The organism is Pseudomonas sp. FG13, assembly GCF_057809755.1.
The window spans coordinates 1-24993 of sequence record NZ_JBMDKO010000005.1; the positions used below are offsets into that span (position 1 = coordinate 1).

Annotated in this window: 23 protein-coding genes; 11 read left to right on the forward strand and 12 right to left on the reverse strand. The window is 61.4% G+C overall.

All coding sequences use genetic code 11. The features are described from left to right. Positions 1 to 236: 236 nt before the first annotated feature. Positions 237 to 716 (reverse strand): nuclear transport factor 2 family protein, encoded by a 480-nt coding sequence (locus tag ACODTO_RS06500; protein ID WP_139643096.1) that lies wholly within the window; start codon positions 714 to 716, stop codon positions 237 to 239. A gap of 57 nt (positions 717 to 773) precedes the next feature. Beyond that, complete coding sequence (locus ACODTO_RS06505; protein WP_139643663.1) at positions 774 to 1343, reverse strand: TetR/AcrR family transcriptional regulator; 570 nt, start codon at positions 1341 to 1343, stop codon at positions 774 to 776. Positions 1344 to 1536: 193 nt separating this feature from the next. Between ACODTO_RS06505 and pssA the strand changes: the two genes are divergently transcribed. Beyond that, positions 1537 to 2880 (forward strand): CDP-diacylglycerol--serine O-phosphatidyltransferase, encoded by a 1344-nt coding sequence (pssA, locus tag ACODTO_RS06510; protein WP_464709004.1) that lies wholly within the window; start codon positions 1537 to 1539, stop codon positions 2878 to 2880. Positions 2881 to 2891: 11 nt separating this feature from the next. Then, positions 2892 to 3908, forward strand: a complete 1017-nt coding sequence (locus ACODTO_RS06515) for an AraC family transcriptional regulator (RefSeq protein WP_139643090.1) — start codon at positions 2892 to 2894, stop codon at positions 3906 to 3908. A gap of 25 nt (positions 3909 to 3933) precedes the next feature. Here ACODTO_RS06515 and ACODTO_RS06520 read toward each other — a convergent pair whose 3' ends face one another. The 8 genes from ACODTO_RS06520 to arnB are packed head-to-tail and all read right to left on the reverse strand — an operon-like array spanning position 3934 to position 12731. Further along, a complete protein-coding gene (locus ACODTO_RS06520) occupies positions 3934 to 5313 on the reverse strand; it encodes a UDP-glucose dehydrogenase family protein (protein WP_489106111.1) in 1380 nt (459 codons plus the stop codon). After that, entirely contained in the window at positions 5310 to 5711 is a 402-nt protein-coding gene (gene arnF / locus ACODTO_RS06525) for a 4-amino-4-deoxy-L-arabinose-phosphoundecaprenol flippase subunit ArnF (RefSeq protein WP_489106112.1), read from the reverse strand. Before arnF ends, ACODTO_RS06520 begins: the two co-directional genes overlap by 4 nt. Beyond that, positions 5708 to 6052 carry a 4-amino-4-deoxy-L-arabinose-phosphoundecaprenol flippase subunit ArnE gene (gene arnE, locus ACODTO_RS06530; protein WP_139643081.1) on the reverse strand — a complete coding sequence of 115 codons (345 nt, stop codon included), beginning with the start codon at positions 6050 to 6052 and terminating at the stop codon, positions 5708 to 5710. The genes arnF and arnE overlap by 4 nt, the downstream gene beginning before the upstream one ends. Then, positions 6049 to 7698, reverse strand: coding sequence for a lipid IV(A) 4-amino-4-deoxy-L-arabinosyltransferase (arnT, locus tag ACODTO_RS06535; RefSeq protein WP_175384999.1), 1650 nt, complete (start codon positions 7696 to 7698; stop codon positions 6049 to 6051). Before arnT ends, arnE begins: the two co-directional genes overlap by 4 nt. Beyond that, entirely contained in the window at positions 7695 to 8579 is an 885-nt protein-coding gene (arnD, locus tag ACODTO_RS06540) for a 4-deoxy-4-formamido-L-arabinose-phosphoundecaprenol deformylase (protein WP_175362710.1), read from the reverse strand. The genes arnT and arnD overlap by 4 nt, the downstream gene beginning before the upstream one ends. Then, entirely contained in the window at positions 8579 to 10570 is a 1992-nt protein-coding gene (gene arnA, locus ACODTO_RS06545) for a bifunctional UDP-4-amino-4-deoxy-L-arabinose formyltransferase/UDP-glucuronic acid oxidase ArnA (protein ID WP_175385001.1), read from the reverse strand. Before arnA ends, arnD begins: the two co-directional genes overlap by 1 nt. Then, positions 10567 to 11586, reverse strand: a complete 1020-nt coding sequence (gene arnC, locus ACODTO_RS06550; protein ID WP_139643069.1) for an undecaprenyl-phosphate 4-deoxy-4-formamido-L-arabinose transferase — start codon at positions 11584 to 11586, stop codon at positions 10567 to 10569. The genes arnA and arnC overlap by 4 nt, the downstream gene beginning before the upstream one ends. Next, on the reverse strand, positions 11583 to 12731 hold the full coding sequence (arnB, locus tag ACODTO_RS06555; protein WP_139643064.1) for a UDP-4-amino-4-deoxy-L-arabinose aminotransferase: 1149 nt from the start codon (positions 12729 to 12731) through the stop codon (positions 11583 to 11585). Before arnB ends, arnC begins: the two co-directional genes overlap by 4 nt. Before the next feature lie 582 nt (positions 12732 to 13313). Between arnB and ACODTO_RS06560 the strand changes: the two genes are divergently transcribed. The 9 genes from ACODTO_RS06560 (at position 13314) to ACODTO_RS06600 (ending at position 22687) form a co-directional block, all read left to right on the forward strand. Next, on the forward strand, positions 13314 to 14285 hold the full coding sequence (locus ACODTO_RS06560; RefSeq protein WP_139643062.1) for an NAD-dependent epimerase: 972 nt from the start codon (positions 13314 to 13316) through the stop codon (positions 14283 to 14285). A 30-nt stretch (positions 14286 to 14315) separates the two neighbouring features. Then, positions 14316 to 15059, forward strand: a complete 744-nt coding sequence (locus tag ACODTO_RS06565) for a glycosyltransferase family 2 protein (RefSeq protein ID WP_024777317.1) — start codon at positions 14316 to 14318, stop codon at positions 15057 to 15059. Position 15060: 1 nt separating this feature from the next. Further along, the gene (locus ACODTO_RS06570) at positions 15061 to 15354 is read left to right on the forward strand and encodes a lipid-A-disaccharide synthase N-terminal domain-containing protein (RefSeq protein ID WP_041023770.1); all 294 of its coding nucleotides are present in this window, start codon (positions 15061 to 15063) and stop codon (positions 15352 to 15354) included. 67 nt (positions 15355 to 15421) lie between these two features. Next, positions 15422 to 16879, forward strand: coding sequence for an ArnT family glycosyltransferase (locus tag ACODTO_RS06575; RefSeq protein ID WP_489106167.1), 1458 nt, complete (start codon positions 15422 to 15424; stop codon positions 16877 to 16879). Between the two features lie 241 nt (positions 16880 to 17120). Next, complete coding sequence (locus tag ACODTO_RS06580; protein WP_139643054.1) at positions 17121 to 18785, forward strand: AMP-binding protein; 1665 nt, start codon at positions 17121 to 17123, stop codon at positions 18783 to 18785. Between the two features lie 16 nt (positions 18786 to 18801). Then, complete coding sequence (locus ACODTO_RS06585) at positions 18802 to 19563, forward strand: SDR family NAD(P)-dependent oxidoreductase (RefSeq protein WP_139643051.1); 762 nt, start codon at positions 18802 to 18804, stop codon at positions 19561 to 19563. Positions 19564 to 19575: 12 nt separating this feature from the next. Continuing rightward, positions 19576 to 20763: an acetyl-CoA C-acyltransferase gene (locus ACODTO_RS06590; protein ID WP_139643048.1), complete on the forward strand. Its 1188-nt coding sequence runs from the start codon at positions 19576 to 19578 to the stop codon at positions 20761 to 20763. A gap of 9 nt (positions 20764 to 20772) precedes the next feature. Continuing rightward, entirely contained in the window at positions 20773 to 21900 is a 1128-nt protein-coding gene (locus ACODTO_RS06595) for an acyl-CoA dehydrogenase (RefSeq protein WP_489106113.1), read from the forward strand. Positions 21901 to 21913: 13 nt separating this feature from the next. Beyond that, positions 21914 to 22687 carry an enoyl-CoA hydratase gene (locus tag ACODTO_RS06600; protein ID WP_024777310.1) on the forward strand — a complete coding sequence of 258 codons (774 nt, stop codon included), beginning with the start codon at positions 21914 to 21916 and terminating at the stop codon, positions 22685 to 22687. A 287-nt stretch (positions 22688 to 22974) separates the two neighbouring features. On the opposite strand, the gene ACODTO_RS06605 is transcribed toward ACODTO_RS06600, so the two are convergent. Both ACODTO_RS06605 and ACODTO_RS06610 read right to left on the reverse strand, forming a co-directional pair. Continuing rightward, complete coding sequence (locus tag ACODTO_RS06605; RefSeq protein WP_489106114.1) at positions 22975 to 24543, reverse strand: sensor domain-containing diguanylate cyclase; 1569 nt, start codon at positions 24541 to 24543, stop codon at positions 22975 to 22977. A gap of 279 nt (positions 24544 to 24822) precedes the next feature. Further along, a complete protein-coding gene (locus ACODTO_RS06610) occupies positions 24823 to 24909 on the reverse strand; it encodes a small membrane protein YohP (RefSeq protein ID WP_455710233.1) in 87 nt (28 codons plus the stop codon). Positions 24910 to 24993: the final 84 nt, after the last annotated feature.

Here is a 24993-nt window from a genome sequence, read left to right on the forward strand (position 1 = left end):
CGCGATGACGGTGGCACCTTCAACACTGGAGCGGGCAGACCCACCGCTATCGCGAGCAGGTTCGCTCCCACAATGGGCCAAGGTGCCAGCAAGTTTCGAATCTCACCGCAGGTTCTCTGTGGGAGCGAGCCTGCTCGCGATGACGGCGGCACCTTCAACACCGGAGCAAGCAGACCCACCGCTATCGCGAGCAGGCTCGCTCCCACATTGGGCCAAGGTATTGGCAGGTGTTGTGTCTACAACCCCAGTTCGGACAACCCGGGGTGATCATCCGGTCGGCGGCCCAGGGGCCAGTGGTATTTGCGTTCGCTTTCCTGGATCGGCAGGTCGTTGATGCAGGCGTAGCGGTTGCACATCAGGCCTTGTTCATCGAACTCCCAGTTCTCATTCCCATAGGAGCGGAACCAGTTGCCCGAATCGTCGTGCCATTCGTAGGCATAACGCACGGCGATGCGGTTGTCGGTGAATGCCCAGAGTTCCTTGATCAGCCGATAATCCAGTTCCTTGGCCCATTTTCGGGTCAGGAAGGCTTTCGCTTCTTCACGGTTATGGACGAATTCGGCGCGGTTGCGCCATTGGGTGTCCAGGGTGTAGGCCAGGGACACTCGCTGTGGGTCACGAGAGTTCCAGCCGTCCTCGGCCAGGCGAACTTTCTCGATGGCCGATTCACGGGTGAAGGGCGGCAACGGCGGACGAACTTCAGCAGGGGAAGACATGGCAATTCTCCAGCGAGTGATGAATCAAGTTTCATGACTTTCGATGAGGCAGGCTGTCTACTTTTTTTCAACCAACAACACTCTCAACATGTCCTGGGCGTGATCGGCGGCACTGTGATCGCCCATGACCAGTGCGACAGTAATGGCCCCATCGATCAGAATCAGCAGTTGTCGGGCCAGGGCTTCGGGATTTTCGGCGCCTTGTTCAACGCACAACCGGGTGACGTAATCGAGCAACTTCTGCTTGTGCAACTTCGCCAATTGGCGAACCGGGTCCTGTGGGTCTCCGGTTTCACCGCTGGTATTGATGAACGCGCAGCCTCTGAAGCCGTCGCTGTCAAACCAGCCCTTGAGCACGGTGAACAGGTTGTACAACCGTGCAGCCGGGGTAGGGGCCTTGTCGACCTCGGTGCTGAACCAGTGCATCCAGCGCTCGTCCCTTCGCGCGAGGGCGGCCAGGATCAGCTCGTCCTTGTTGGCAAAATAGCGGTAGATGCTTTTCCTGGAGACGCCGGCGGTTTTCACCAGAAGATCCATGCCGGTGGCGGCAATGCCACTTTTATAGATCAACTTTTCGGCGACATCGAGGATGATGTCTCGTGTGTCGTTACTGATGATTTCGTTCATGGCGAATACAGTGGAACGATCGTTCTTCTTGGTCAAATGTTTTTTTCTGTGGTTGCCCTTTTTGAAGCATGGCTTGCTGGCGATGGGGCTCCGCCATCGTGATCGCGAGCAAGCTGTGCTCCCTCAGAGTCCCAAACCCATCCGCCATGGTGTAAGCTCAGCGGCTCTTCGGAATCGACCTTTTGCGAGCCCTATGCCGTCGCTTTTCAAACGCTCCCTGCTGCCCAAGCTGCGCAGCTTTGCACTGACCGCCGATGCCGTGACCATCCTCGATGGCGCAGCCGAGTTCCGCCGTTGCCTGCTGGAGAAAATCGCCCAGGCCACCCAGCGCATCTACATCGTCGCCCTGTATCTGCAACAGGACGAAGCCGGCCAGGAAATCCTCGATGCCTTGCATGCCGCCAAAGCGGCGCGTCCGGAACTGGACGTGGTCGTGGTGGTGGACTGGTTGCGGGCCCAACGCGGGTTGATCGGCGCCAAGAAGCAGCCGGGCAACTCGGCGTGGTACCAGGAGCAGACGCGCATCCATGCCAGCGAAGTGCCGATCTACGGTGTGCCGGTGCAGACCCGTGAACTGTTCGGGGTGCTGCATTTGAAAGGTTTCGTGATCGACGATTGCGTGCTCTACAGCGGCGCGAGCCTGAACAACGTCTACCTGCAAAAGTTCGACAAGTACCGCTACGACCGCTATCACCTGCTGCAGAACACGGCGCTGGCCGATTCGATGCATCACCTGGTGCAGCACGGCCTGATCACCTCCAAGGCGGTGCATCGCCTGGACCTGCCGAACCTGCCCAGCACCCGCAGTTTGCGCAAGGACATTGGCGACCTGCGCAGTCGACTCAAGTACGCGGCCTATGACACCACGGCCGGTAGCCTCGACAAGAGTGGTCTGTCGGTAAGCCCGTTGCTGGGCGTTGGCAAGAACAATCCGTTGAGTCGGGTCATCGGCGAACTGATCGCCAGCAGCCGCCAGCAACTGACCATTTGTACGCCTTACTTCAACCTGCCCCTGGCGGTGACCCGGGAGCTCAACCGCGCCCTGGCCCGTGGGGTCAAGATCGATATCATCGTTGGCGACAAGACCGCCAACGACTTCTTCATCCCGCCGAGCGAGCCGTTCAAGATCATCGCCGCGCTGCCTTACCTGTATGAAATCAGCCTGCGTCGCTTCGCCAAGCGGCATCAGCGCTACATCGACAGCGGTCAGTTGAACCTGCACCTGTGGCGTGACGGCGACAACAGCTATCACCTCAAGGGCATGTGGGTCGACGAGCGCTACACGCTGCTGACCGGTAACAACCTGAATCCGCGGGCCTTTCGCCTGGACCTGGAAAACGCCTTGTTGCTGGACGACCCCAAGGGTGAGCTGCTGGAACCTCGTCAGGCCGAGCTCGAGCAGATCTACCGGCACACCCGCCGAATCGAACGCTACCTGGACCTGGAAGCGTTGCCGGACTACCCGGCGGCGGTGGCCAAGTTCCTGAAACGGGTCAGCCGGGTGCGGATCGAGCGGCTGCTTTACCGGATCCTGTGAACACCGGCGCCATGGCCGAAAAGGACACCATCTCCATCCAGCTGGTGCGTGAGGCGCTGCTGCAAAGCTGCGCCCCAGGCCCTGCCACCGATGAAGTGCTGAGCAAGGTCGGCATTGCTCCCGCGTGGCTCGAAAACCCTCAGGCGCGGGTGCCGGCCGCTGCCTATGCGCGGCTCTGGCGTTTGCTCGCAAGGCGCCTGGACGATGAGTTCTTCGGCATGGACCCGCGCAAGCTCAAGTCCGGCAGCCTGGCGTTCTTGTGCCAGTGCGCCATGGCGCAGCCAACCCTGGCGGCCGGCCTGACGGCGGGGCTGGGGTTCCTGTCGTTGATGCTTGAGCAGTTGCCGGCCCAGTGGGTCCGCCAGCAGAGCCTGGCGGAAATCGTCTTGCTGGAAGACGATCAGGAGCCACGTCGGGCCTTTACCTACTTCACCTATTGGATGATCGTCCATGGCGTGGCCTGCTGGCTGGCTGGACGGCGCATTCCCATTCTGTCCGTCGAGCTGCGCTGCCCGGCGCCGGACTTCTGCGACGACTACCGGGTGATGTTTTCCCAGAACCTGCGCTTCGACCGCCCCCGTACCCGGATGATCTTCGCCGCCGAGTACCTGGACCTGCCTATCCGCCGCAGTGTCGAAGAACTCAAGCGTTTCCTGGCCCGGGCACCGGCCAATATCCTGGTCAAATACCGCGACCCGCAGAGCCTTGCCAGCCGGATCCGGCACGACCTGCGCCAGTTGCCGGCCGAGCAATGGCCGGAAACCGAAGCCCTGGCCCAGCAGTTGTGTGTGTCGGCGTCGACCCTGCGCCGGCGCCTGGCGGAAGAAGGGCAGACCTATCAGGGACTCAAGGACAGCGTGCGCAAGGAGCTGGCGATCACCTGGCTCGCCGAACCCTCCATCAGTTTCGTCGACATCGCTTCGCGCCTGGGCTTCGCCGATGCCAGTTCGTTCTACAAGGCGTTCCGCAAGTGGTCCGGGTCCAATCCGGGGCATTATCGCAGCTTGATTCTCAACGACCCCCGCTGATTCATCTGGCCCCGGCTTTCAGCTTTCAGCGCGCGATACGGGGCTCCCACTTTGTTTGATGCGAGATCGGCAACTTGCACGAATCGCCACGGCCTATCGGAAAGTACTGGAACCCCCGCTGCGCCAGGCGCTCTGCGTCGTACAGATTGCGGCCATCGAAGATCACCGGGGCCTTGAGCCGTTTCTGGATCAGGTCGAAATCCGGGGCCTTGAACTGTTGCCACTCGGTGCAGATGATCAGTGCATCGGCACCGCTGAGGGTCGCTTCCGGTGTGCCCATCAGGCTGAGATTGAGATGATCCTGATACAACGACTGGGTCTGGCGCATGGCCTCCGGGTCAAATGCCCGTACATGAGCGCCGGCTTCCCACAGTGCCTCCATGAGTACCCGGCTGGGCGCGTCCCGCATGTCATCGGTGTTGGGCTTGAAAGCCAGGCCCCACACCGCGAACATCCGGCCTTGCAGGTCACCTTCGTAGAACGCATTGATTCGTTCGAACAGTTTTTGCTTCTGTCGCTGGTTGATCGCTTCCACCGCCTGCAACAGGTCATTGGAGCATTGGGCCTGCTGGGCGCTGTGGATCAATGCGCGCATGTCCTTGGGAAAGCAGGAGCCGCCATAGCCGCAGCCGGGGTAGATGAAATCATAGCCGATGCGCGAGTCGGCACCGATGCCCAGGCGTACCGATTCGACGTCGGCGCCCAGGTGCTCGGCCAGCTCGGCGATCTGGTTGATGAAGCTGATCTTGGTGGCAAGCATGCAGTTGGCCGCGTACTTGGTCAGCTCGGCGCTGCGCAGGTCCATGAACATGATGCGTTCATGGTTGCGATTGAACGGCCCATAGAGTTCACGCATCACGTCACGGACATCATCCCGCTCGCACCCGATGACGATCCGGTCAGGACGCCTGCAATCGGCGACGGCCGAGCCTTCCTTGAGAAACTCCGGGTTGGAGACGACATCGAAATCCAGTATCCGGCTGTGGCGTCGCAGGGCCTCGTTCATCCGATCACGCAGTGCATCCCCCGTGCCCACGGGGACCGTGGATTTTTCAACGACGATGACGGGCTCGCTACGGTGCCGGGCGATGGCTTCACCCACTGCGAAGACACTGCTCAGGTCTGCCGAACCGTCCGGGTGCGAAGGCGTGCCTACGGCAATGAACAGGACCTTGCCATGCTCCACGGCCGGCTGTTCCTCGCAGGTAAAACGCAGCCTTCCGTTATCCAGGTTGTCCTTCACCAACCCAGCCAGGCCAGGTTCAAAGATGCTGACGTGCCCCTGATTGAGGGCGGACACCTTTTCGCAGTCGATGTCCATGCAGACGACATCATGACCGACCTCTGCCAGGACGGCTGCCTGGACCAGACCGACATAGCCGCTACCGAATACACTGATTTTCATACGACCTTCCTGGGTGCGGATGCTTGAGCGGGGCGAGAGTTGATGGTGAGGACGCCGAGGATGACCAGGGTCACGCCGAGGCTTTTCGAGAGGCTGAAGCCTTCATTGAAGAGCGGCAGCGTGGCGGCAAGCAGGTACACCAGCGCATAGCTGATGCTCAGCAGCGAATAGGCGCGGCCCAACGGCAGGTCTCGCAGCGCAACCAGCCAACAGAGCATCGACAAGGCGTAGGCAAAAATGGCGCCCACGACCACGGCCAGCGCCGCTGGATCGAGGCTGCCGGTGAGCCATTGCCCGGGGAGCGGAAGACGACTCATGCTCCAGCGCAAAGCCAATTGCGCGATGCTGACCAGCAACACGCTGCCCAGCGCAAAGATGACACCGCGACGAAGATTCATGCGTGCTGCCCCAGCAACATCACGCCGACGATCACCAGGGCGACGCCCAGCCAATGACGACGGTCGACGGGCTCATGGAATACAAATCGGGCCACAAGGGTGATCAATACGAAATTCAGGCTCAACATCGGGTAGGCGATGCCCACTTCGAGGCGCTGCAATACCAGCAACCACACCAGCAGCCCGGCCCCCAGCGCCGCAAGCGCCAGCCACAGCCACGGCGAGCACAGTTTCTCGCCCCAGCCCGATGATCGGCCACGCCAGCTCTCGACGGCGTACTTCTGGGCAATCTGTCCCAGGCACGTCAGTACGCAGGCAGCCAATAGCAGCAACAAGCTCATGATGCGTCCTGGGGGAAAATCAGGATGACCAGGTTGCCCCGTTCATAACGTTTCCCATCCTTGGGCAACCGTTCGATTTCCTGAAGTTCTTCCTCTCCCTTGACCCGCATGACTACGCCGACCGAACCGCTTCGACGGGCGTCACGCATCCATTGCTCGACCTGTGGCGGGTCGACCCGTTGGTGTAGGCCGTCAGGGTAGGCAAGGCCATATTTCAGCTCGCCAATGGTGTTGTACAACGCCACTTCCTTACGCTTCAGGCGCCAGGCGAGGGCGGACGCGGCGCCAAGATCGTTGCTCAGCAACTTGTCGGCATGGCTGAGGGCATCGAGATGTTCGAGGATGAACTGATCGGGCATCTTGTTGGTGACCACGGACGCGGGCATCGCGGCCGGTAGCAACCCGATCAGCAGCAGGCTGCCGAAGGCCGGGGCAGCCCAGCAGCGCAACGGTTGAAGGGCTTGTAACAGGTTGGTCACGATCCAGCCGCTCAGGCCGAGGGAGAGCAATGCCAGGTGTTGCGGTTCGTGGTCGTACAGCGGTTTTTTCAGTTGCAGGTAGACCAGGGCAACTAGCATCAGCAGGCCCAGCGCCAGGTTGAGCCAGCCGTTGATGGCAAGGGCGCGGCACTGCTTGCGCTCCAGGCGGTCCGCCAGGGCATGGCCCAGGAGCAGCGCCAACGGCAACAGGCACGGCAGGATGTAGCTCGGCAACTTGCCTTTGCTAAGGCTGAAAAACAGCAACGGCATCAACAGCCACAACAACAGGAACGCGATATTCGCCTGGCGCCGTGCCTGCCACGCTTGCCGCAACGCAGCGGGCAACAGGGCCACCCATGGCAGGCTGAACGCCACCAGCAGGGGCAGATAGAACCACCAGGGGGCGTCATGCTGGGCATCGTCCCCGGCAAAGCGCCGGATATGCTCGTGCCAGAAGAAGAACCGCCAGTAATCCGGTTCCTCGATGTGCACCGCCAAGGCCCAGGGCAGGCTGACAACAATGGCCACGGCAATCGCCAGCGGCCCGAAGACCAGCAATTCACGCCAGCGTCTTTGCCAGGCCATCCAGGGCAGGGCGATCAGCACCGGCAACAACCAGGCGAGAAAACCCTTGGTCAAGAAGCCCATGCCGCATGCCAGCCCCAGCATCGTCCAGCCGATCAAGCGTTGGCTGCGGGCACCGCTGTCCAGGGCAAACCACAACGCCGCCAGGCTCAGATTGACCCAGAAGGTGAACTGCGGATCGAGGTTGGCATAGCCCGCGGCGCCAGCGACCACGGTCAGGCTCATGTACAACAGCGCGCAGACGAAACTCTTGCGAGGGTCGTTCCAGAGCCGGCGGGCAAGCAGGTAGCACAGCATCACGCTGAGCCCGATGCTGATGGCCGAGGCAATGCGCACACCGAACAGATTCTCACCGAACAGTGCCTGGCCGACGGCGATCATCCAATAGCCGGCCGCTGGTTTTTCGAAGTAGCGCAGGCTCATGAACTGGGGTGAGACCCAGTCGCCGCTCAGCAGCATGCCCTGGCTGATCTGGGCGTAGCGGGTTTCGTCGGGAATCCACAGCCCATGACTGCCCAGCGGCAGCAGGTATGCCAACAGGCAGGTCGCCAGCAGCAGGGGTAGTGCCCAAGGCTTGCTCATGCGCCTTGCACTCCCAGCCAGCCTTCACGACCTTCGAGCGTGCCGCGCTTCACACGACCAGCAGGCAAGCCGTCAACGGCGGTGGGCAGCAGATCGCCCAGGGGCTGAAAGCGGATGCTTCGTTGGCGCGCCTGCGCCAGCAATTGACGGAAATGGTTGGCCATCAGTATCCCTTCGACTTCGGCATGGATCGTGTAGACGTTGAGTTTTCCGGCGGCAAAGCGCTCAAGGATGAAAGCGTTGTAGTCCTTGGCCATGACGCTTGGGCCGACCACCTCGTCGAAGGTCGGCAGATCAACGGGGATCTGCGGCGTGCCCAGGCTTCCACCGGCCAGCGCGGGCCGGAACAGGCTCTGCCCCCGACAGTCGCTGTTGTAGCGAAAGCCAAACGCCTGCTTGGCCTCGATCACACGCTCATCCGCGCGCCAACCGGCCGCCGCCGAGCACGTAACGGGCTCACCGAGGATATCGCTGAGGCTGTCTACCCCTCGGCGAATCTGCTCGATCAGCCGCGCGTGTTCCCATCGTCCGGCGTTGGCCTGCCAGCCATGGTGGTCCCAGGCGTGCAAGCCGACTTCATGGCCAGCCGCCCGGGCCTGACGCATCAGGTGCCCGAGGTCGCGGCCGATAGGCTTGCCGGGCCAGGCGGTGCCGGCCAGGAGGATGTCCCAGCCGTAGAGTCCCGCGGCGTTGGAGCGCAGCATTTTCCAAAGGAACTGCGGCCGCAGCAGGCGCCACAGATGACGGCCCATGTTGTCCGGCCCGACGCTGAAGAAAAACGTCGCCTTGACCTGTGCTTCCTGGAGAATCTCCAGTAACTGCGGCACGCCATCGCGCGTGCCTCGGTAGGTGTCGACATCGATTCGAAGACCCGCCTGCATCAACGCTTGTCCGCGATTTCGAGCATGGCTTCGCGCAGGAAGAAGTCCAGCGTGTTGCCGATGGTTTCACTCATCTGCACGGTTGGCGTCCAGTCCAGCAGGCGCTTGGCATTGGCGATGCTTGGTTTGCGGTGTGAGACGTCCTGGTAACCGGTGCCGTAGAAGGCCTTGCTTTCGACATCGCGGAACCCGGCGAAAGGCGGAAAGTTGTCGCGCAACGGGTGCGCCTCGAACTGTCGCAGCAGCTCCTCGCCCAATTGGCGAATGCTGGCTTCGTTGTCCGGGTTGCCGATGTTGATGATCTGCCCGTTGCAGGCGTCATTCTCGTTGTCGATGATCCGCGCCAGTGCTTCGACACCGTCGGCGATGTCGGTGAAGCAACGCTTCTGTTCACCGCCATCGAACAGGCGGATCGGCGTACCTTCCACCAGATTGAGGATCAGTTGGGTAATCGCCCGGGAACTGCCGATGCGTGCCGAATCCAATCGATCCAGGCGCGGGCCCATCCAATTGAAGGGGCGGAACAAGGTGAACTTCAGGCCTTTCTGGCCGTAGGCCCAGATCACCCGGTCGAGCAGTTGCTTGGAAATCGAGTAGATCCAGCGCTGCTTATTGATCGGGCCGACAACGAGGTTGGAGGTATCTTCGTCGAAGTTGTTGTCCTGGCACATGCCATAGACTTCGGACGTCGAGGGGAAGATCACCCGCTTGTTGTACTTGACGCAGTAGCGAACCAGTTTCAGGTTCTCTTCAAAATCCAGCTCGAACACCCGCAGCGGATTGCGGGTGTACTCGATGGGTGTGGCGATGGCTACAAGCGGCAGGATGACGTCGCATTTCTTGATGTGGTATTCGATCCATTCGGAATGGATGCTGATGTCGCCTTCGACAAAATGGAAACGCGGATGACTGCGCAGGCGTTCGATGGCATCGGAGCCGATGTCGAGGCCATAGACGTCGTATTTGTCGTCGCGCAGCAGTCGTTCCGACAGGTGATTGCCGATGAAGCCGTTGACGCCCAGAATCAACACCCGTGTGCGTCGTGGGCCCCGGCGAGACTCCGTGCCGCGTAGCACCGAGCCGTCAACCAGTCCCAATTCGTTGGCCAGTTGTGGCCCGCCCAGGTACAGGCCGTTTTCGTTGCGTTGGCCCGAGGTGATCACCAGGGAATCAACGCCACACGCAATGCGCAGTGGATCGACGCTGATGACGCGCCCCGGATCCTGGCCTTCGTTGCCCTCGACGACTTCCGCGCTCCAGACGATCAGCTTGTGTTCACCGACGGCACAAAACGCTCCGGGATAGGGTTGGGTCACGGCCCGGACCAGATTGAACAGTTCCTCGGCCGGGCGTTGCCAGACCAGCTTGCCGTCAGCTGCCGTGCGCCGACCGAACACCGTGGCCCTGGATTCGTCCTGCTCCCTTTCGCTGGCTTCACCGGCAAGCAGGCTGGGCAGCGTGTCGCGCAGCAGGTCGCTGGCCGCCTGGCGTAATTTGCCGTGCAAGCTCAACGCGGTGTCGCTGCGCTCGATGGCAACTTTTTGCTGGGCCAGGATCGCACCGGCATCCGCGCGTTTGACCATGCGGTGCAAGGTCACGCCGGTTTCGGTTTCACCGTTGACCAGTACCCAGTTGGCCGGCGCCCGCCCGCGATAACGTGGCAACAGGGAACCGTGCAGGTTGAACGCGCCTTTAGGGGCAATGGCGAGCAGCGGTTCGCTCAACAAATGACGGTAGTAGAACGAGAACAGGTAATCGGGATCCAGCTTGCCGATGCGCTCGATCCACAGCGGATGATTGACGTCTTCGGGAGCATGAACCGGGATGCTCTTGCGTGCACACAATTGGGCGACGGAGCCGTAGAAGGTGTTCTCCTTGGGGTCATCGGCGTGGGTAAACACCGCGACAATGTCGAAGCCGGAATTGAGCAGGGTTTCGATGCCGACACAGCCAATATCGTGATAGGCGAAAACTACGGCTTTTTTGCTCATGAGAGAACCTGATCTGAAGAAGTGGAGGTTAGGCCGTCAACGGTGATAACGGGGGCCGGCGTGGCGGGTTGTCCACGCAGGACCTTTTCGACGAAGAACCGCGGGCGCGCACGCACGTCGCTGTACATCCGCCCCAGGTATTCGCCCAGCAAACCCATGCCAATGAATTGCCCACCGGTGAACACGAACAGCACGGCGAACAGCACGAACGTCCCGCCACCGGCCCAGCCAGCGCCGAAAACCAGCCGCAGCACGATCAAGGCCATGGCGAACAGCACCCCCAGGCCGGCCATGGCGAAACCAACGATGCTCAGCAGCCGCAGAGGTGTGGTGGTCATGCAGGTGATCAGGTCGAACATCAGGTTGACCAGGCGCATGGCGCTGTACTTCGATTCCCCGTGCTCGCGCTCGGCGTGGCTCACCAGGATCTCCGTGGTGTGCCGGGCAAAGCTGTTGGCGAGGATCGGGATGAAGGTGCTGCGTTCGCGGCACGCGAGCATGGCGTCGACGATGGACCGCCGATAGGCGCGCAGCATGCAGCCGTAGTCGCTCATGGCAACGCCGGTGGAGCGTTGCACCGCCAGGTTGATCAGCTTCGACGGCCAGCGCCGCAAGGCCGAGTCCTGGCGGTTATTGCGTACCGTGGCGACCACGTCATAGCCCAGTTCGGCCTGGGCCACCAGGCGCGGAATCTCTTCGGGCGGGTTTTGCAGGTCAGCGTCGAGGGTGATGATGACGTCGCCCTGGCAGTGTTCGAAACCGGCCATGATCGCGGCGTGCTGACCATAATTGCGGTTCAGGATCACCGCGACGATCGGGCTGCCCCGCAGCGTCGCGGCTTCTTCCAGTATCTGCGCCGACTCGTCCCGACTGCCATCGTCGACCAGCACGATTTCGTATTTGTGGTGCAGTTGCCGGCACGCCGCTTCGGTACGTCGAAGCAACTCGGGCAGGCTCTCTTCTTCGTTGTAGACCGGTATGACAATCGACACGCAATTGATCGGGTAAGGTTTCACAGGTGTGCGTCCAAGACGTTTTCAATGGTGTCGACGACGCGATTCACGTCATCGCCGGTCATGTCGGGAAACAGCGGAATCGAGCACAGGCGTGCCGAGTTCCATTCGGTATTGGGTAGATGGACGTCGGGGAAGCGCTGGCGGTAGTAGGTGTGCAGGTGCGTTCCGATGAAATGGATGCCCGTGCCGATGTTCTGCGCCTGCAGGGCTTTCATGAACGCTTCGCGGTCCAGGCCGCAGCGCTCGGCATCGATGCGCAGGACGAACAGGTGCCAGGCGTGCTGCTGCGCATACGCCGGAATCGCCAATGGCTGCACCTTTGAACCTTCCAGTCGTTGCAGGTACGCCTTGGCCAAGTCGGTGCGCTTGGCGTTGATGTCGTCCAGGCGCTCCAATTGCACGAGAGCGATGGCGGCGTTGATGTCGGCCAGGTTGTATTTGAAGCCTGGTTCCATCACTTGCGCTTGAGGCTTGCGACCATGGGTGAGGCGGTCGTAGGCGTCGACGCCGAGGCCGTGGAACTTGAGCATGCGCACCCGGGCGGCGAGTGCTTCATCGTCCGTGACGAACATGGCGCCTTCGGCACAGGTCATGTTCTTGATCGCATGGAATGAGAAAATGGCCGTGCCCTTGGCGCCGACGTGACGCCCTTGGTAAAGGGTGCCAGCCGCGTGCGCGGCGTCTTCGATAACGGCGATGCCGTGTTTTTCCGCCAACCCATGGAGAGGGTCGAGGTCGAACGCGGCGCCGGCATAGTGCACCGGGATGATCGCCCGGGTACGCGAGGTAATGGCCGCTTCGATGCTCGACAGATCACTCATGAGCGTGTCGCGGTCCACGTCGACGAACACCGGTGTGGCGCCTAGCAGGCAGATCATGTTGGCCGTCGACACCCAGGTCTGGGACGGCGTAATGACTTCATCGCCAGGGCCAATGCCTAATGCAAGTAACGCGATATGCATACCGCCGGTGGCCGAAGAAAGTGCAACGGCGTGCCGGCAGCCGACATAGGCGGCGAACTGCTCTTCAAGTTGCTGGTTTTTCGGGCCCGTGGTGATCCAGCCGGAGCGCAGTACCTCATTTACAGCGGCAATCTCTTCATCGCCAATGCTGGGGCGGGAGAAGGGAAGGAACGATTGACTCATGGGTACCCCAAGGATCTGAAGAGTAAGTAAGCGTTGAAAACGAGAGATTGGATCCAACGATAGCGTAGACGCTAAAAATAAGGCCGTATCAAGGAGTTACCTCGTAAGGAAAGCACCGTAGGAAGTGTTTCAGCGTTGCTTGGGCAGGAGGCACTCGAGACGAGTTAGCCCGTATTTATTGAGGTTAGGCGGTTTTTTTTGAAAGAAGTGTGAAAAAAAGCTGATTAAAAAAAACTTCACTTAATTAGGAAGTTTTCACATTCGAGCCTGACTCTTACATGGCTAGTGGCAGAATGCTTACAGGTAATTTTTCATCTGTATTACATTTTATTCTGCTAGGCACATGCCTTTTTAGTCCTATCAACAGGCTGGCGACCCTGATGGTTTTCACGTTCGCGCATTCGCGCTTCCAGCAAGTCATGTTTCGATCACAAAACCGTCATTTAAGTTTGATAAAAGCTCTGCAAGTTCCGAAAAATCGGGCCATCAAACAGAGTGAAGTATGCAAGTGACTGTTTTGAGTAGCAGGTATGTCAGTTTCAAGGCGTTCTCCTGCCTCCTGGTTGGGCAGGAGTCCGGCGCATGAGAATCCTGGTCACCGGCGCCGCTGGCTTCATCGGCTTTCATACCGTCAAACGCTTATGCGCCGACGGCCATCAGGTCATTGGTATCGATAACCTCAATGGCTATTACAGCATCGAGTTGAAACGGGCCCGGCTTGCGCAACTGGAGGCCTGTTCCAACTTTCAGTTCCGCTGGCTCGATGTGGCCGACAAGCAAGCACTGCTGGATCTGTTTGCCGAACAGCGTTTTGAGCAGGTCATTCACCTGGCTGCCCAGGCCGGCGTACGTTATTCCATCGACAGTCCGGATACCTATGCGCAAAGCAATCTGGTGGGCTTTCTCAACATCCTCGAAGCCTGCCGTGCCCATGAGCCGACGCACTTGATCTATGCCTCGAGTAGTTCGGTGTATGGATTGAACGATCACCTGCCGTATGCCACGACCGACCCGGTCGATCGACCCATGTCGTTCTACGCCGCGACCAAGCGTGCCAATGAGTTGATGGCGCATTCCTATTCCCATCTCTACGGCATTCCCACGACCGGCCTACGCTTTTTTACCGTGTATGGGCCTTGGGGCCGACCCGACATGGCGCTGTTCAAGTTCACTGACGCCATCCTGAATGGCCGCGCCATCGATGTGTACAACGATGGTGCGATGTCTCGGGATTTCACCTACATCGACGACATCGTCGAAGGCCTCGTGCGATTGCTGCCACGCCCGCCTACCGACGAAAGCGGCGCACCGAACAAGGTCTACAACATCGGACGCGGTTCGCCGGTGAAGCTCCTGCATTTTGTCGAATGCATCGAAGAGGCGACGGGCATCCGCGCCATCAAGAACTTCTTGCCGTTGCAGTCAGGCGATGTGCTCAACACGTGGGCGGACACCCGTGACCTGGAAGATCGGGTGGGGTTTCGCCCGCTGACTTCGCTGTCCAGCGGTGTGCGGTCGTTTGTCGATTGGTACCGCGACTATTACCGCGTTTAACCGCGCATTTCGAATCTCCATAGGAAAACCATGCACGAAACCCCTTATGTATCCGTCTTGATCCCGGCGAAGAACGAAGCAGGCAATCTCATTCCGTTGCTGGAGGAGGTGCGCGCAGCGCTGGTCAACGAGGCCTTTGAAGTCATCGTAGTGGACGATGGCAGCACCGACGCCACTGCGGCCGAACTGCGCACGCTGCAAGGCCAGGGCTACCCTCAGCTGCGAGTGCTCAGCCATGCCCGCTCCCTGGGACAGAGCACCTCCATCCACCATGCCGCCGTGGTGGCTCGCGGGCACTGGTTGGCGACCCTGGATGGCGATGGCCAGAACGACCCGGCCGATCTGCCGAAAATGCTCGACCTGGTGCGCGGTTCGGAAGGCAAGCCCGCAGGCGTCAAGCTGGTGGCGGGGCATCGGGTGAACCGTCGCGACACGGCGAGCAAGCGCTGGGCCTCGCGGTTTGCCAACAAGCTGCGTGCCAGTCTGCTGAAAGACCAGACCCCGGATACCGGATGCGGCATCAAATTGATCGAGCGCGAGGCCTTTTTGCGCCTGCCGTACTTCGATCACATGCACCGATTCATTCCTGCCCTGATCCGTCGTCATAACGGCCGGATGCTGGTTCAGCCGGTCAATCACCGTGAACGCGGGGCAGGGGTGTCCAACTACGGGAACCTGGACCGGGCCCTGGTGGGCATCGTCGATTTGTTGGGAGTGTGGTGGTTGATCAAACGCACCCGTCTGGACGTTAACGCGCAAGAAAGCGAGGCCTGACATGGGCAGGGAATCGATGTGGTTGGCCGTGGGATTCATGGGCCAGTTGGTCTTCACCGGGCGCTTTGCCCTGCAATGGCTTTACAGTGAATACAAGAAGCGCAGCATGATTCCGGTGGGATTCTGGTACCTGAGTATTGTCGGCAGTGCGTTACTGCTGGCATACGCCATTTATCGCGAAGACCCGGTCTTCATCCTCGGCCAGTCCTTCGGCTTCATCGTGTATCTGCGCAACTTGCAGTTGATCGCCAGGCAGCACGAGCACAAAGGCCTTGAGCTGGACAAAAGGGGCTGAAACGGTGCGGATACGATTATCTTCCCCACGATGGGAACGGCTGGGTTTTGCGCTATTGGCGTTGGTCATGGTGGGTGCCGGGCTCGGGTGGCGGCAACCGCTGAATGTCGATGAAGAACGTTTCCTCGGCGTAGCCCTGGAAATGCTGCAGAACGGCTCGTGGTTTATTCCCCATCGGGCCGGGGAAATCTACGCCGACAAGCCGCCCCTGTTCATGTGGGCGGTGGCGCTGTTCGTGCAACTGACCCACCTGCCAAAAGTTGCCCTGTACTTGCCCGCGCTGTTGGCCGGCAGCGTGACCACGGCCTGCCTGTATGACCTGGGCCGGCGCCTATGGGGGCGGCGCATCGGAGTGATTGCGGCGCTGCTGTTCCTGGCGACCTACCAGACCTACAGTATTCTGCGCACTGGACAGATCGATGGTTTTCTCGCGCTCTGGACCATCCTGGGTCTCTATGGCCTGTGCCGGCACCTGTTGCTCGGGCCGGATTGGCGCTGGTATTACATCGCCTGTGCGGCGATGGGGTTTGGCATCATCAGCAAAGGGGTCGGCTTTCTGCCGGTGTTGGTGCTGATCCCTTATGCCTACGCGGTGCGTAAAGGCTGGAAAGGCGTGACGCCGATGCCCGGAAAAGCCGCTGCCTGGTGGCTGGGGCTGCTGGTGGCGTTGGCGGCCATTGCGGTATGGCTGGGCCCGCTGTTGTTGATCGTGGCGCAGGGCAGTGCCGACAGCCTGGCCTATGCCCAGGAAATCCTGTTCAAGCAAACGGCGGGTCGCTATGCCAACGCGTGGGAACATCGCGAACCCTTCTGGTACTTCTTCGTCGAGGTGATACCGAAGTACTGGTTGCCGATTTTCTTCATGCTGCCCTGGCTGGTGCCGGCCTGGCGCAGGCAATTGCTCAAGCACGATGGGCGGGTGCTGGTGCTGCTCGGGTGGGTGCTGCTGGTGCTGCTGTTCTTCAGCCTGAGCAGCGGCAAGCGCAAGCTGTATATTTTTCCGGCATTGCCAGGGTTGATCCTGCTGGTGGCGCCGCTGGTTCCGTGGATGTTGCGCCGCTGGTTCAGCCGGCGCCCGCGGGGCAGGACGGTGTTCGTTGTCCTGACTGTTGTGTGGCTGTGTGCCTGGTTTGTCCGCGGCTTCGTCGAGCCCCACAAGGAGGGCGTCAACCCCCACGAAACCCTCATGGCTGACGTCGCGCGATTGAGCAACAACGCCGAACTGGTGCTGGTGGGCTGGCGTGAAGGGCACTGGTTGTTCGCCCGACAACCCATCGTGCACTTCGGTTTCTATAGCGATCAATCCCTGGAGCAATCCGCGCTGTGGCTTCGTAGCCACCCGCAGGCCTATGCGCTGGTGCCTGCGCGGGACCTGGCGCGCTGCTACGACCCGCAAAAGGCCCACAGCGTCGGCGAGACCTCCAGGGCCGAGTGGTTCCTGGTGGGGGCCGATGCGGATAACCAGCGGTGCCAGCCTCCGGCACCGGGGAAGGTGTATTCATTTGCGTGGAAGCAGCCTTTGTAGCGACTGGGAGACTGCTATCGCGAGCAGGCTCGCTCCCACAAGGGTTTCGCGGTGAGCACAGATCTCCTGTGGGAGCGAGCCTGCTCGCGATAGGGCCATGACCGGCAACCCACCCCCAAACCATGGCCAAACCAGTCAGCCAACTTGATAGCTTTGACCATTGCCGCCCAAGCCCTTCGGCGCGAGTATTCCTCTGTCCACGGTTCCCCCAACCAATAAAAAGTACAGAGGGATTCTAGTCATGCGCGATTACTCGTCCGCCACGTCGCAGTTCGATTACCTGCACACTGTCGATGCCGCACTCCACGGTTCGCTCGAGGCGTTGAACGCCTGCGTCGAATGCTGCGACCGGCACGCGTTGCCGGGTCGCATCGCGTTGTTCTGGGAGGGCCGTGACGGCAGCGATGCGACCTGGACCTACCGTGACCTGCAGGACAACGCTGCACGCTTCGCCAATTTCCTGCTGGCCCAGGGCGTGGGCAAGGGCGACAAGGTAGCCGGCCTGCTGCCGCGTACCGCGGAACTGCTGATCGTGGTGCTCGCCACCTGGCGCATCGGGGCCGTGTATCAGCCATTGTTCACCGCATTCGGACCCAAGGCCATCGAGCACCGTCTCGGCAGCTCCGGGGCTCGCATCGTCGTTACCGACAGCGTCAACCGGCCCAAGCTCAACGAAGTGACCGGTTGTCCCACCGTCGTCACCGTCGGCGGCGAACAAGGCCGGGGGATCGTGCGGGGCGACTACAGTTTCTGGGCTGAGGTGGCGAACCACTCCAACCAGTGCGAGCCGGTCATGCTCACCGGTGAAGACCCATTCCTACTTATGTTCACGTCCGGCACCACCGGGCCGGCCAAGGCGTTGTCCGTGCCGCTCAAGGCCATCGTTGCCTTCCAGAGCTACACCCGTGACGCCGTGGACTTGCGTCCCGAAGATGCTTTCTGGAACGTTGCCGATCCGGGCTGGGCCTACGGTATCTATTTTGGCGTGACCGGCCCGTTAGCGATGGGCCATCCCATCACTTTCTACGATGGTCCCTTCACCCTGGAAAGCACGTGCCGGGTCATCAACAAATACGGCATCACCAACCTCACGGGCTCACCCACCGCCTATCGCCTGCTGATTGCCGGAGGCGAGCAGTTCGCCCGGTCGATCAAGGGTCGGCTGCGCATCGTCAGCAGCGCCGGCGAGCCGCTGAACCCGGAGGTGATCCGCTGGTTCGCCGATAACCTGGATGTGGTGATCCACGACCATTACGGCCAGACCGAACTGGGCATGGTGCTGTGCAATCACCACGGGCTTGAACATCCGGTGCACCTGGGAGCGGCCGGCTTTGCCTCGCCGGGCCACCGGATCGTGGTGCTGGATGACCGTCACCAGGAGCTGGGCGTCGGCCAGCCGGGCATTCTCGCCGTCGACCGTAGCCAGTCGCCGATGTGCTGGTTCGCCGGTTATGAGGGCGGGCCTACCAAGGCGTTCGTCGGCAATTATTACCTGAGCGGCGATACCGTCGAGCTGAACCCGGACGGCAGCATCAGTTTCGTCGGTCGCAGTGACGACGTGATCACCACCTCGGGCTACCGCGTCGGTCCCTTCGACGTGGAAAGCGCCTTGATCGAACACCCGGCGGTGGTCGAAGCCGCGGTGATTGGCAAACCCGACCCGGAGCGTACCGAGCTGGTGAAGGCCTTCGTCGTGCTCAGTGCCCAGTACCGTGCCGCGCCAGAACTGGCCGAAGAGTTGCGCCAACACGTGCGCAAGCGCCTGGCCGCCCATGCGTATCCCCGTGAAATCGAATTTGTCAGCGACTTGCCGAAAACCCCGAGCGGCAAGCTGCAGCGCTTTATCTTGCGCAACCAGGAAATTGCCAAAGCCCAAGAAGCGGCGGCGCAGAACGTTTCAGCTTGAACCCAAGGAAACCATGATGCAGATCGACAATAAAATTTTCCTCGTCAGCGGCGGTGCGTCCGGCCTCGGTGCGGCCACCGGCGAGCTGTTGGTCAAGGCCGGCGCCAAGGTGATGCTGGTAGACCTCAATGCCGAGGCCGTGGCCGCCCAGGCGCAGAAGCTCGGCTGCCGGAGCGTAGTAGCGGATATCAGCAACGAGGCGGCGGCCGAAGCGGCGGTCAAGGCCACTGTCGAGGCATTTGGCGGCCTGAACGGCCTGGTGAACTGCGCCGGCATCGTGCGTGGCGAAAAGATCCTCGGCAAGAACGGCCCCCACGGGCTCGCCAGCTTCAGCCAGGTGATCAACGTCAACCTGATCGGCAGCTTCAACCTGCTGCGCCTGGCCGCTGCGGCCATTGCCGAAACCGAGGCCGATGCCGACGGCGAGCGCGGCGTGATCATCAACACCGCGTCGGTGGCTGCCTTCGACGGTCAGATCGGCCAGGCGGCCTATGCGGCATCCAAGGGCGCCATTGCCAGCCTGACCCTGCCGGCCGCCCGGGAACTGGCGCGTTTCGGCATCCGCGTGATGACCATCGCCCCGGGAATTTTCGAAACGCCGATGATGGCCGGCATGACCCCGGAAGTCCGTGAATCCCTGGCCGCCGGCGTGCCGTTTCCGCCGCGCCTGGGCAAACCCGCCGAGTATGCGGCGCTTGTCAGGCATATCATTGAAAACAGCATGCTCAACGGCGAGGTGATCCGTCTCGACGGTGCCTTGCGCATGGCAGCGAAGTAAGGAGAATTTGTCATGACCCACGATCCGATTGTCATCGTCAGCGCCGTCCGCACGCCAATGGGCGGTTTCCAAGGCGAACTCAAGAGCCTCAGCGCCCCGCAACTGGGCGCGGCCGCGATCAAGGCCGCCGTGGAGCGCGCCGGTATCACCCCGGGCTCCGTCGAAGAAGTGCTGTTCGGCTGCGTGCTCGCCGCCGGCCAGGGCCAGGCTCCGGCGCGGCAGGCGGCGTTGGGTGCCGGGCTCGACAAATCGACCCGTTGCACCACCCTGAACAAGATGTGCGGCTCGGGCATGGAAGCGACCATGCTCGCCCATGACATGCTCGTGGCCGGCAGTGCCGAGGTGGTGGTGGCCGGCGGCATGGAAAGCATGTCCAACGCCCCGTATCTGCTCGACCGTGCCCGCAGCGGCTTGCGTATGGGCCACGGCAAGGTCCTGGACCACATGTTCCTCGACGGCCTGGAAGACGCCTACGACAAGGGCCGCCTGATGGGCACCTTCGCCGAGGATTGTGCCGAAGCCAACGGTTTCAGCCGTGAAGCCCAGGACGCCTTCGCCATTGCGTCCACCACCCGCGCCCAGCAGGCGATCAAGGATGGCAGTTTCGACGCCGAAATCGTGCCGCTACAGGTCATGGTCGGTAAGGAACAGGTCACGGTGAGCCACGACGAGCAGCCGCCCAAGGCGCGAATCGACAAGATCGCGTCCCTCAAGCCGGCATTCCGCGAGGGCGGCACGGTGACGGCGGCCAACGCCAGCTCGATTTCCGACGGTGCTGCTGCCCTGGTGCTGATGCGCCAGAGCCAGGCGGCACAGCGCGGCTTGAAGCCCCTGGCGGTGATTCACGGCCACGCGGCGTTTGCCGACACCCCGAGCCTGTTCCCCACCGCACCGATTGGCGCGGTGAAGAAGCTGATGCAAAAGACCGGCTGGTCGCTGGATGAAGTCGATCTGTTCGAAGTCAACGAAGCGTTTGCCGTGGTAGGGCTGGTGACCATGGCCAAGCTGGAAATTCCCCACGACAAGGTCAATATCCACGGCGGTGCCTGTGCGTTGGGCCACCCGATTGGTGCCTCGGGGGCACGGATCCTGGTGACGCTGCTCTCGGCCCTGCGCCAGAAGGGCCTAAAGCGCGGCGTTGCGGCGATTTGCATCGGCGGCGGCGAAGCCACGGCCATGGCCGTTGAATGCCTGTATTAAGGAATCACCATGCTCCCGACTGAAGAACAGACACAAATCAGCGACGTGGCCCGGCAGTTCGCCCAGGAACGCTTGAAACCGTTCGCCGCCGAGTGGGACCGCGAGCACCGCTTTCCCAGAGAAGCTATCGCCGAGATGGCCGAACTGGGCTTCTTCGGCATGCTCGTGCCGGAACAGTGGGGCGGTTGCGACACCGGCTACCTGACTTACGCCATGGCCCTGGAAGAAATCGCCGCTGGAGACGGGGCGTGCTCGACCATCATGAGCGTGCACAATTCGGTGGGTTGCGTGCCGATCCTCAAGTTCGGCAGCGATGAGCAGAAGGCCCGGTTTCTCGCGCCCCTGGCCAGCGGCGCGATGCTCGGCGCCTTTGCCCTGACCGAGCCCCAGGCCGGCTCGGACGCCAGCAGCCTCAAGACCCGGGCACGACTGGACGGCGATCATTACGTGCTCAACGGTAGCAAACAGTTCATCACCTCCGGGCAGAACGCCGGGGTGGTGATCGTGTTCGCGGTGACCGATCCGAGTGCAGGCAAACGGGGCATCAGCGCGTTCATCGTGCCCACCGATTCACCGGGCTACAGCGTGGCACGGGTCGAGGACAAGCTCGGCCAACACGCCTCCGACACCTGCCAGATCCTGTTCGAGGATGTGAAGGTGCCGGTCGCCAATCGCCTGGGGGAGGAGGGTGAAGGCTACAGAATCGCCCTGGCGAACCTGGAGGGCGGGCGGGTCGGCATCGCGGCGCAGTCGGTCGGCATGGCACGAGCGGCATTCGAAGCGGCCCGGGACTATGCCCGCGAACGCCAGAGTTTCGGCAAGCCGATCATCGAGCACCAGGCCGTGGCGTTCCGCCTGGCGGACATGGCGACCCAGATCGCCGTGGCGCGGCAGATGGTGCATTACGCCGCCGCGCTGCGGGATAACGGTCAGCCTGCACTGGTAGAGGCTTCCATGGCCAAGTTGTTCGCCTCGGAAATGGCCGAAAAAGTCTGCTCTATGGCGTTGCAAACCCTGGGCGGATACGGTTATCTCAACGACTTCCCGCTGGAACGCATCTACCGCGATGTACGGGTCTGCCAGATCTACGAAGGCACCAGCGACATTCAGCGCATGGTCATTTCGCGCAATCTTTGAACAGGAGTCCTGCATGAGCTACGAAACGATTTTGTTGGAAATCAAGGACCGCGTCGGCCTGATCACCCTCAACCGTCCCCAGGCGCTGAACGCCTTGAACGCGCAGATCGTCAGTGAGTTGAACCACGCGCTGGACAGCCTGGAAGCGGACCCGAAGATCGGCTGCATCGTGCTGACCGGCTCGAAGAAGGCCTTCGCCGCCGGGGCCGACATCAAGGAAATGGCCGAGCTGACCTATCCGCAGATCTACCTCGACGACCTGTTCAGCGACAGCGACCGCGTGGCCAACCGCCGCAAGCCGATTATCGCGGCGGTGAACGGCTTCGCCTTGGGGGGCGGCTGTGAGCTGGCGCTGATGTGCGACTTCATCCTGGCCGGCGACAACGCCAAGTTCGGCCAGCCGGAAATCAACCTCGGTGTGCTGCCGGGCATGGGCGGCACCCAGCGCCTGACCCGCGCGGTGGGCAAGGCCAAGGCCATGGAAATGTGCCTGACCGGGCGTTTCATCGATGCGGTGGAAGCGGAACGTTGCGGCATCGTGGCGCGGATCGTACCGGCCGACGAACTGCTGGACGACGCCCTGAAAACTGCCGCGCTGATCGCGTCCAAGTCGGTGCCGATCAGCATGATGGTCAAGGAAAGCGTCAACCGTGCGTTTGAAGTGAGCCTGTCCGAAGGCGTGCGTTTCGAGCGACGGGTATTCCATGCGGCGTTCGCGACCCAGGATCAGAAAGAAGGCATGGCGGCCTTCGTGGCCAAGCGGCCGGCGGAGTTCCAGGACAAGTAAGCGGCGCCCTGACAGACGCCATCGCGAGCAGGCTCGCTCCCACACTGATCGGCGGTGTACGCAGCATGTGTGTACGCCACAAGACCCTGTGGGAGCCGGGCTTGCCCGCGAAGACGGCGGCACAGTCAACGCCTCCGTGGCAGACACGCCGCTTTCGCGAGCAGGCTCGCTCCCACACTGTGATCCTGCGGTGTGCGCAGCATGTGTGTACGCCATAGAACCCTGTGGGAGCGAGCCTGCTCGCGATGGCGGCCTCTCGGCTTGCAGTCATTTGACTGGCAGGTTCGCTACGCGGCCTCGTGGAACTTCGCCTGGGATTTGCCGGCACGCTTGGCCCGGTACAGCGCTTCGTCGGCCTGGGCCAGTGCGTCGGCAAACGCGCCGCCGCTCCAGAGCGTGCCACCGATACTGCAACCGATCTTGATCGACTGTCCGGCCAATACCACCGGCTCGGCCAGTTTCGCGAGGATGCGTTGCGCAGCCCCCTGCATACTGGCCAGTGATTCTTCGCTGTTCAGGCGCAGCAGCAACACGAATTCGTCCCCTCCGTGGCGGACGGCAATGTCGCCTTCGCGTACGGCCGTCAGCAGTCGAATGCCGACTTCATGAAGCAACGCATCACCAACAGCATGGCCGAAGTCGTCATTGACGGGTTTGAATCCGTCGAGATCCACGCACAGCACGCCGAAGTCGCGTTGCGTATCGACTTCGCGGCCCACGGCCTCGACATACTTTTCCAGCGCCGCCCGATTGGGCAGGCCGGTGACGACATCGCGATAGGCAATGCCTTCGACCACCGCCAGCTGTCCTCTCTTACGGGTCAGGCTGTCGACGAGGTGGCGGATTGCAACACTCAATGTTTCGACCTCGCGGCTGCCCTTGAGAAGGGGAATGCTGACATCGGCCCCCTCGGACAACCGGGCGGCCGCCTCGGCAATGGTATTGATGGGCCCGGTAATAATGCCCGCCACAAACCACCCGACCACGGCGAACAGAACGGACAGCAGGCCACCCCATAGGAGGATCTCGTTACGCAACCGATGAGCCTCGGCGAAAGCGGCTTCGGCCGGCTGTCGCGTGATGACTGTCCACCCCAAACCGGGATAGTCGCCGACGCCAACGCTCTGGGCCGAACCAGCCATATACAGGTTACCGTCCGGCCAGCGCTTGACCGACCAGCTTTGCCCGCTCCCTTCGCTGACGGTGATGCCGATGGGTTTGCCGATCATTTCGTTGGGACCCAGGAGGACGGTGCCATCCTTGCTGAGTACCAGGAATTCCAGCCCGGGGAGGTGGGTCTGCAAGGGCTCGAACAAGGACCGGCCAACCTCGGCAGCCCACTTCCAGGAAAGGTGCGCCGCGAGCACGCCCACCAGACGCCCGGAGTCGTCCCGGACCGGCATGCTGATGTCGACGAATTTCATTGCTTCGCCGGAAGGGTTGGGCAGCAGCTTCGCCAGCATGACCGCCTCATGGACATCGCCGATGAAGGTCTCGTTCAGGCCATTGGCGAAGACCGGCCGCTGTGAAATGTCGACGCCTTCGAGCAACTTGTCGGTCGAGGCGACTACCGTGCCATGGGCATCGGTCAGGCCGATCCAGGAATAGCTTGGAAATTGATCGCTGAGATGGTTGAGCAGTGCTCGCGCTTCGCCAATGCTGGCGGCGTTGCGCAACGTCTCCAGTTGGCTCAGGACGGTGAGCGCCTTGGACCGGTTGCTCATATCGCGATCGAGGCGATCAACCATCGAGTAGGCGTACTCGCTCAGTTGAAGGCCGGTTTTCTCTTTGAGCCTGGAGATGGACGATTCACCAATGACGGCGCCGAACAGGCAACTAAGGACCAGTACGACCAAGGCGACAGCCAGTGCTATTCGCGCTCGTAAACTCTGAAAGGGAAGGGAATACATGTAAGTCGCCAAAGAGATGGAGTCGAATACCTGGGTCCCTGGCATCCTGTTTTTTCGTTATCGTCTCAGAATTCCCTCGCCCAGGGTACTGCCTTCGGCAAATGGCGCCGGCCACGCACAATCTCCACGGCGACACGATGGATGACGGGCGGGCGAAGCAGGAGGATATCTGCCGGGCTCAAGACGTGCGGGAGACACGCGCCCCAAACCCGGCAGTTGTTTCAGTCAGAAGATGAACTTGAGTAGCGCGATGACCACGATCAGGCCGATCAGGAAAATAATGCCAACGGTACTGCCAAGAAATTTCAACATGGTAGAGCTCTCATCGGATGGGCTTAATGGTCTAGACCCCTGGCGCAGTCGCTCGTTTAGATTATTTTGCGAAGGCTCACAGCC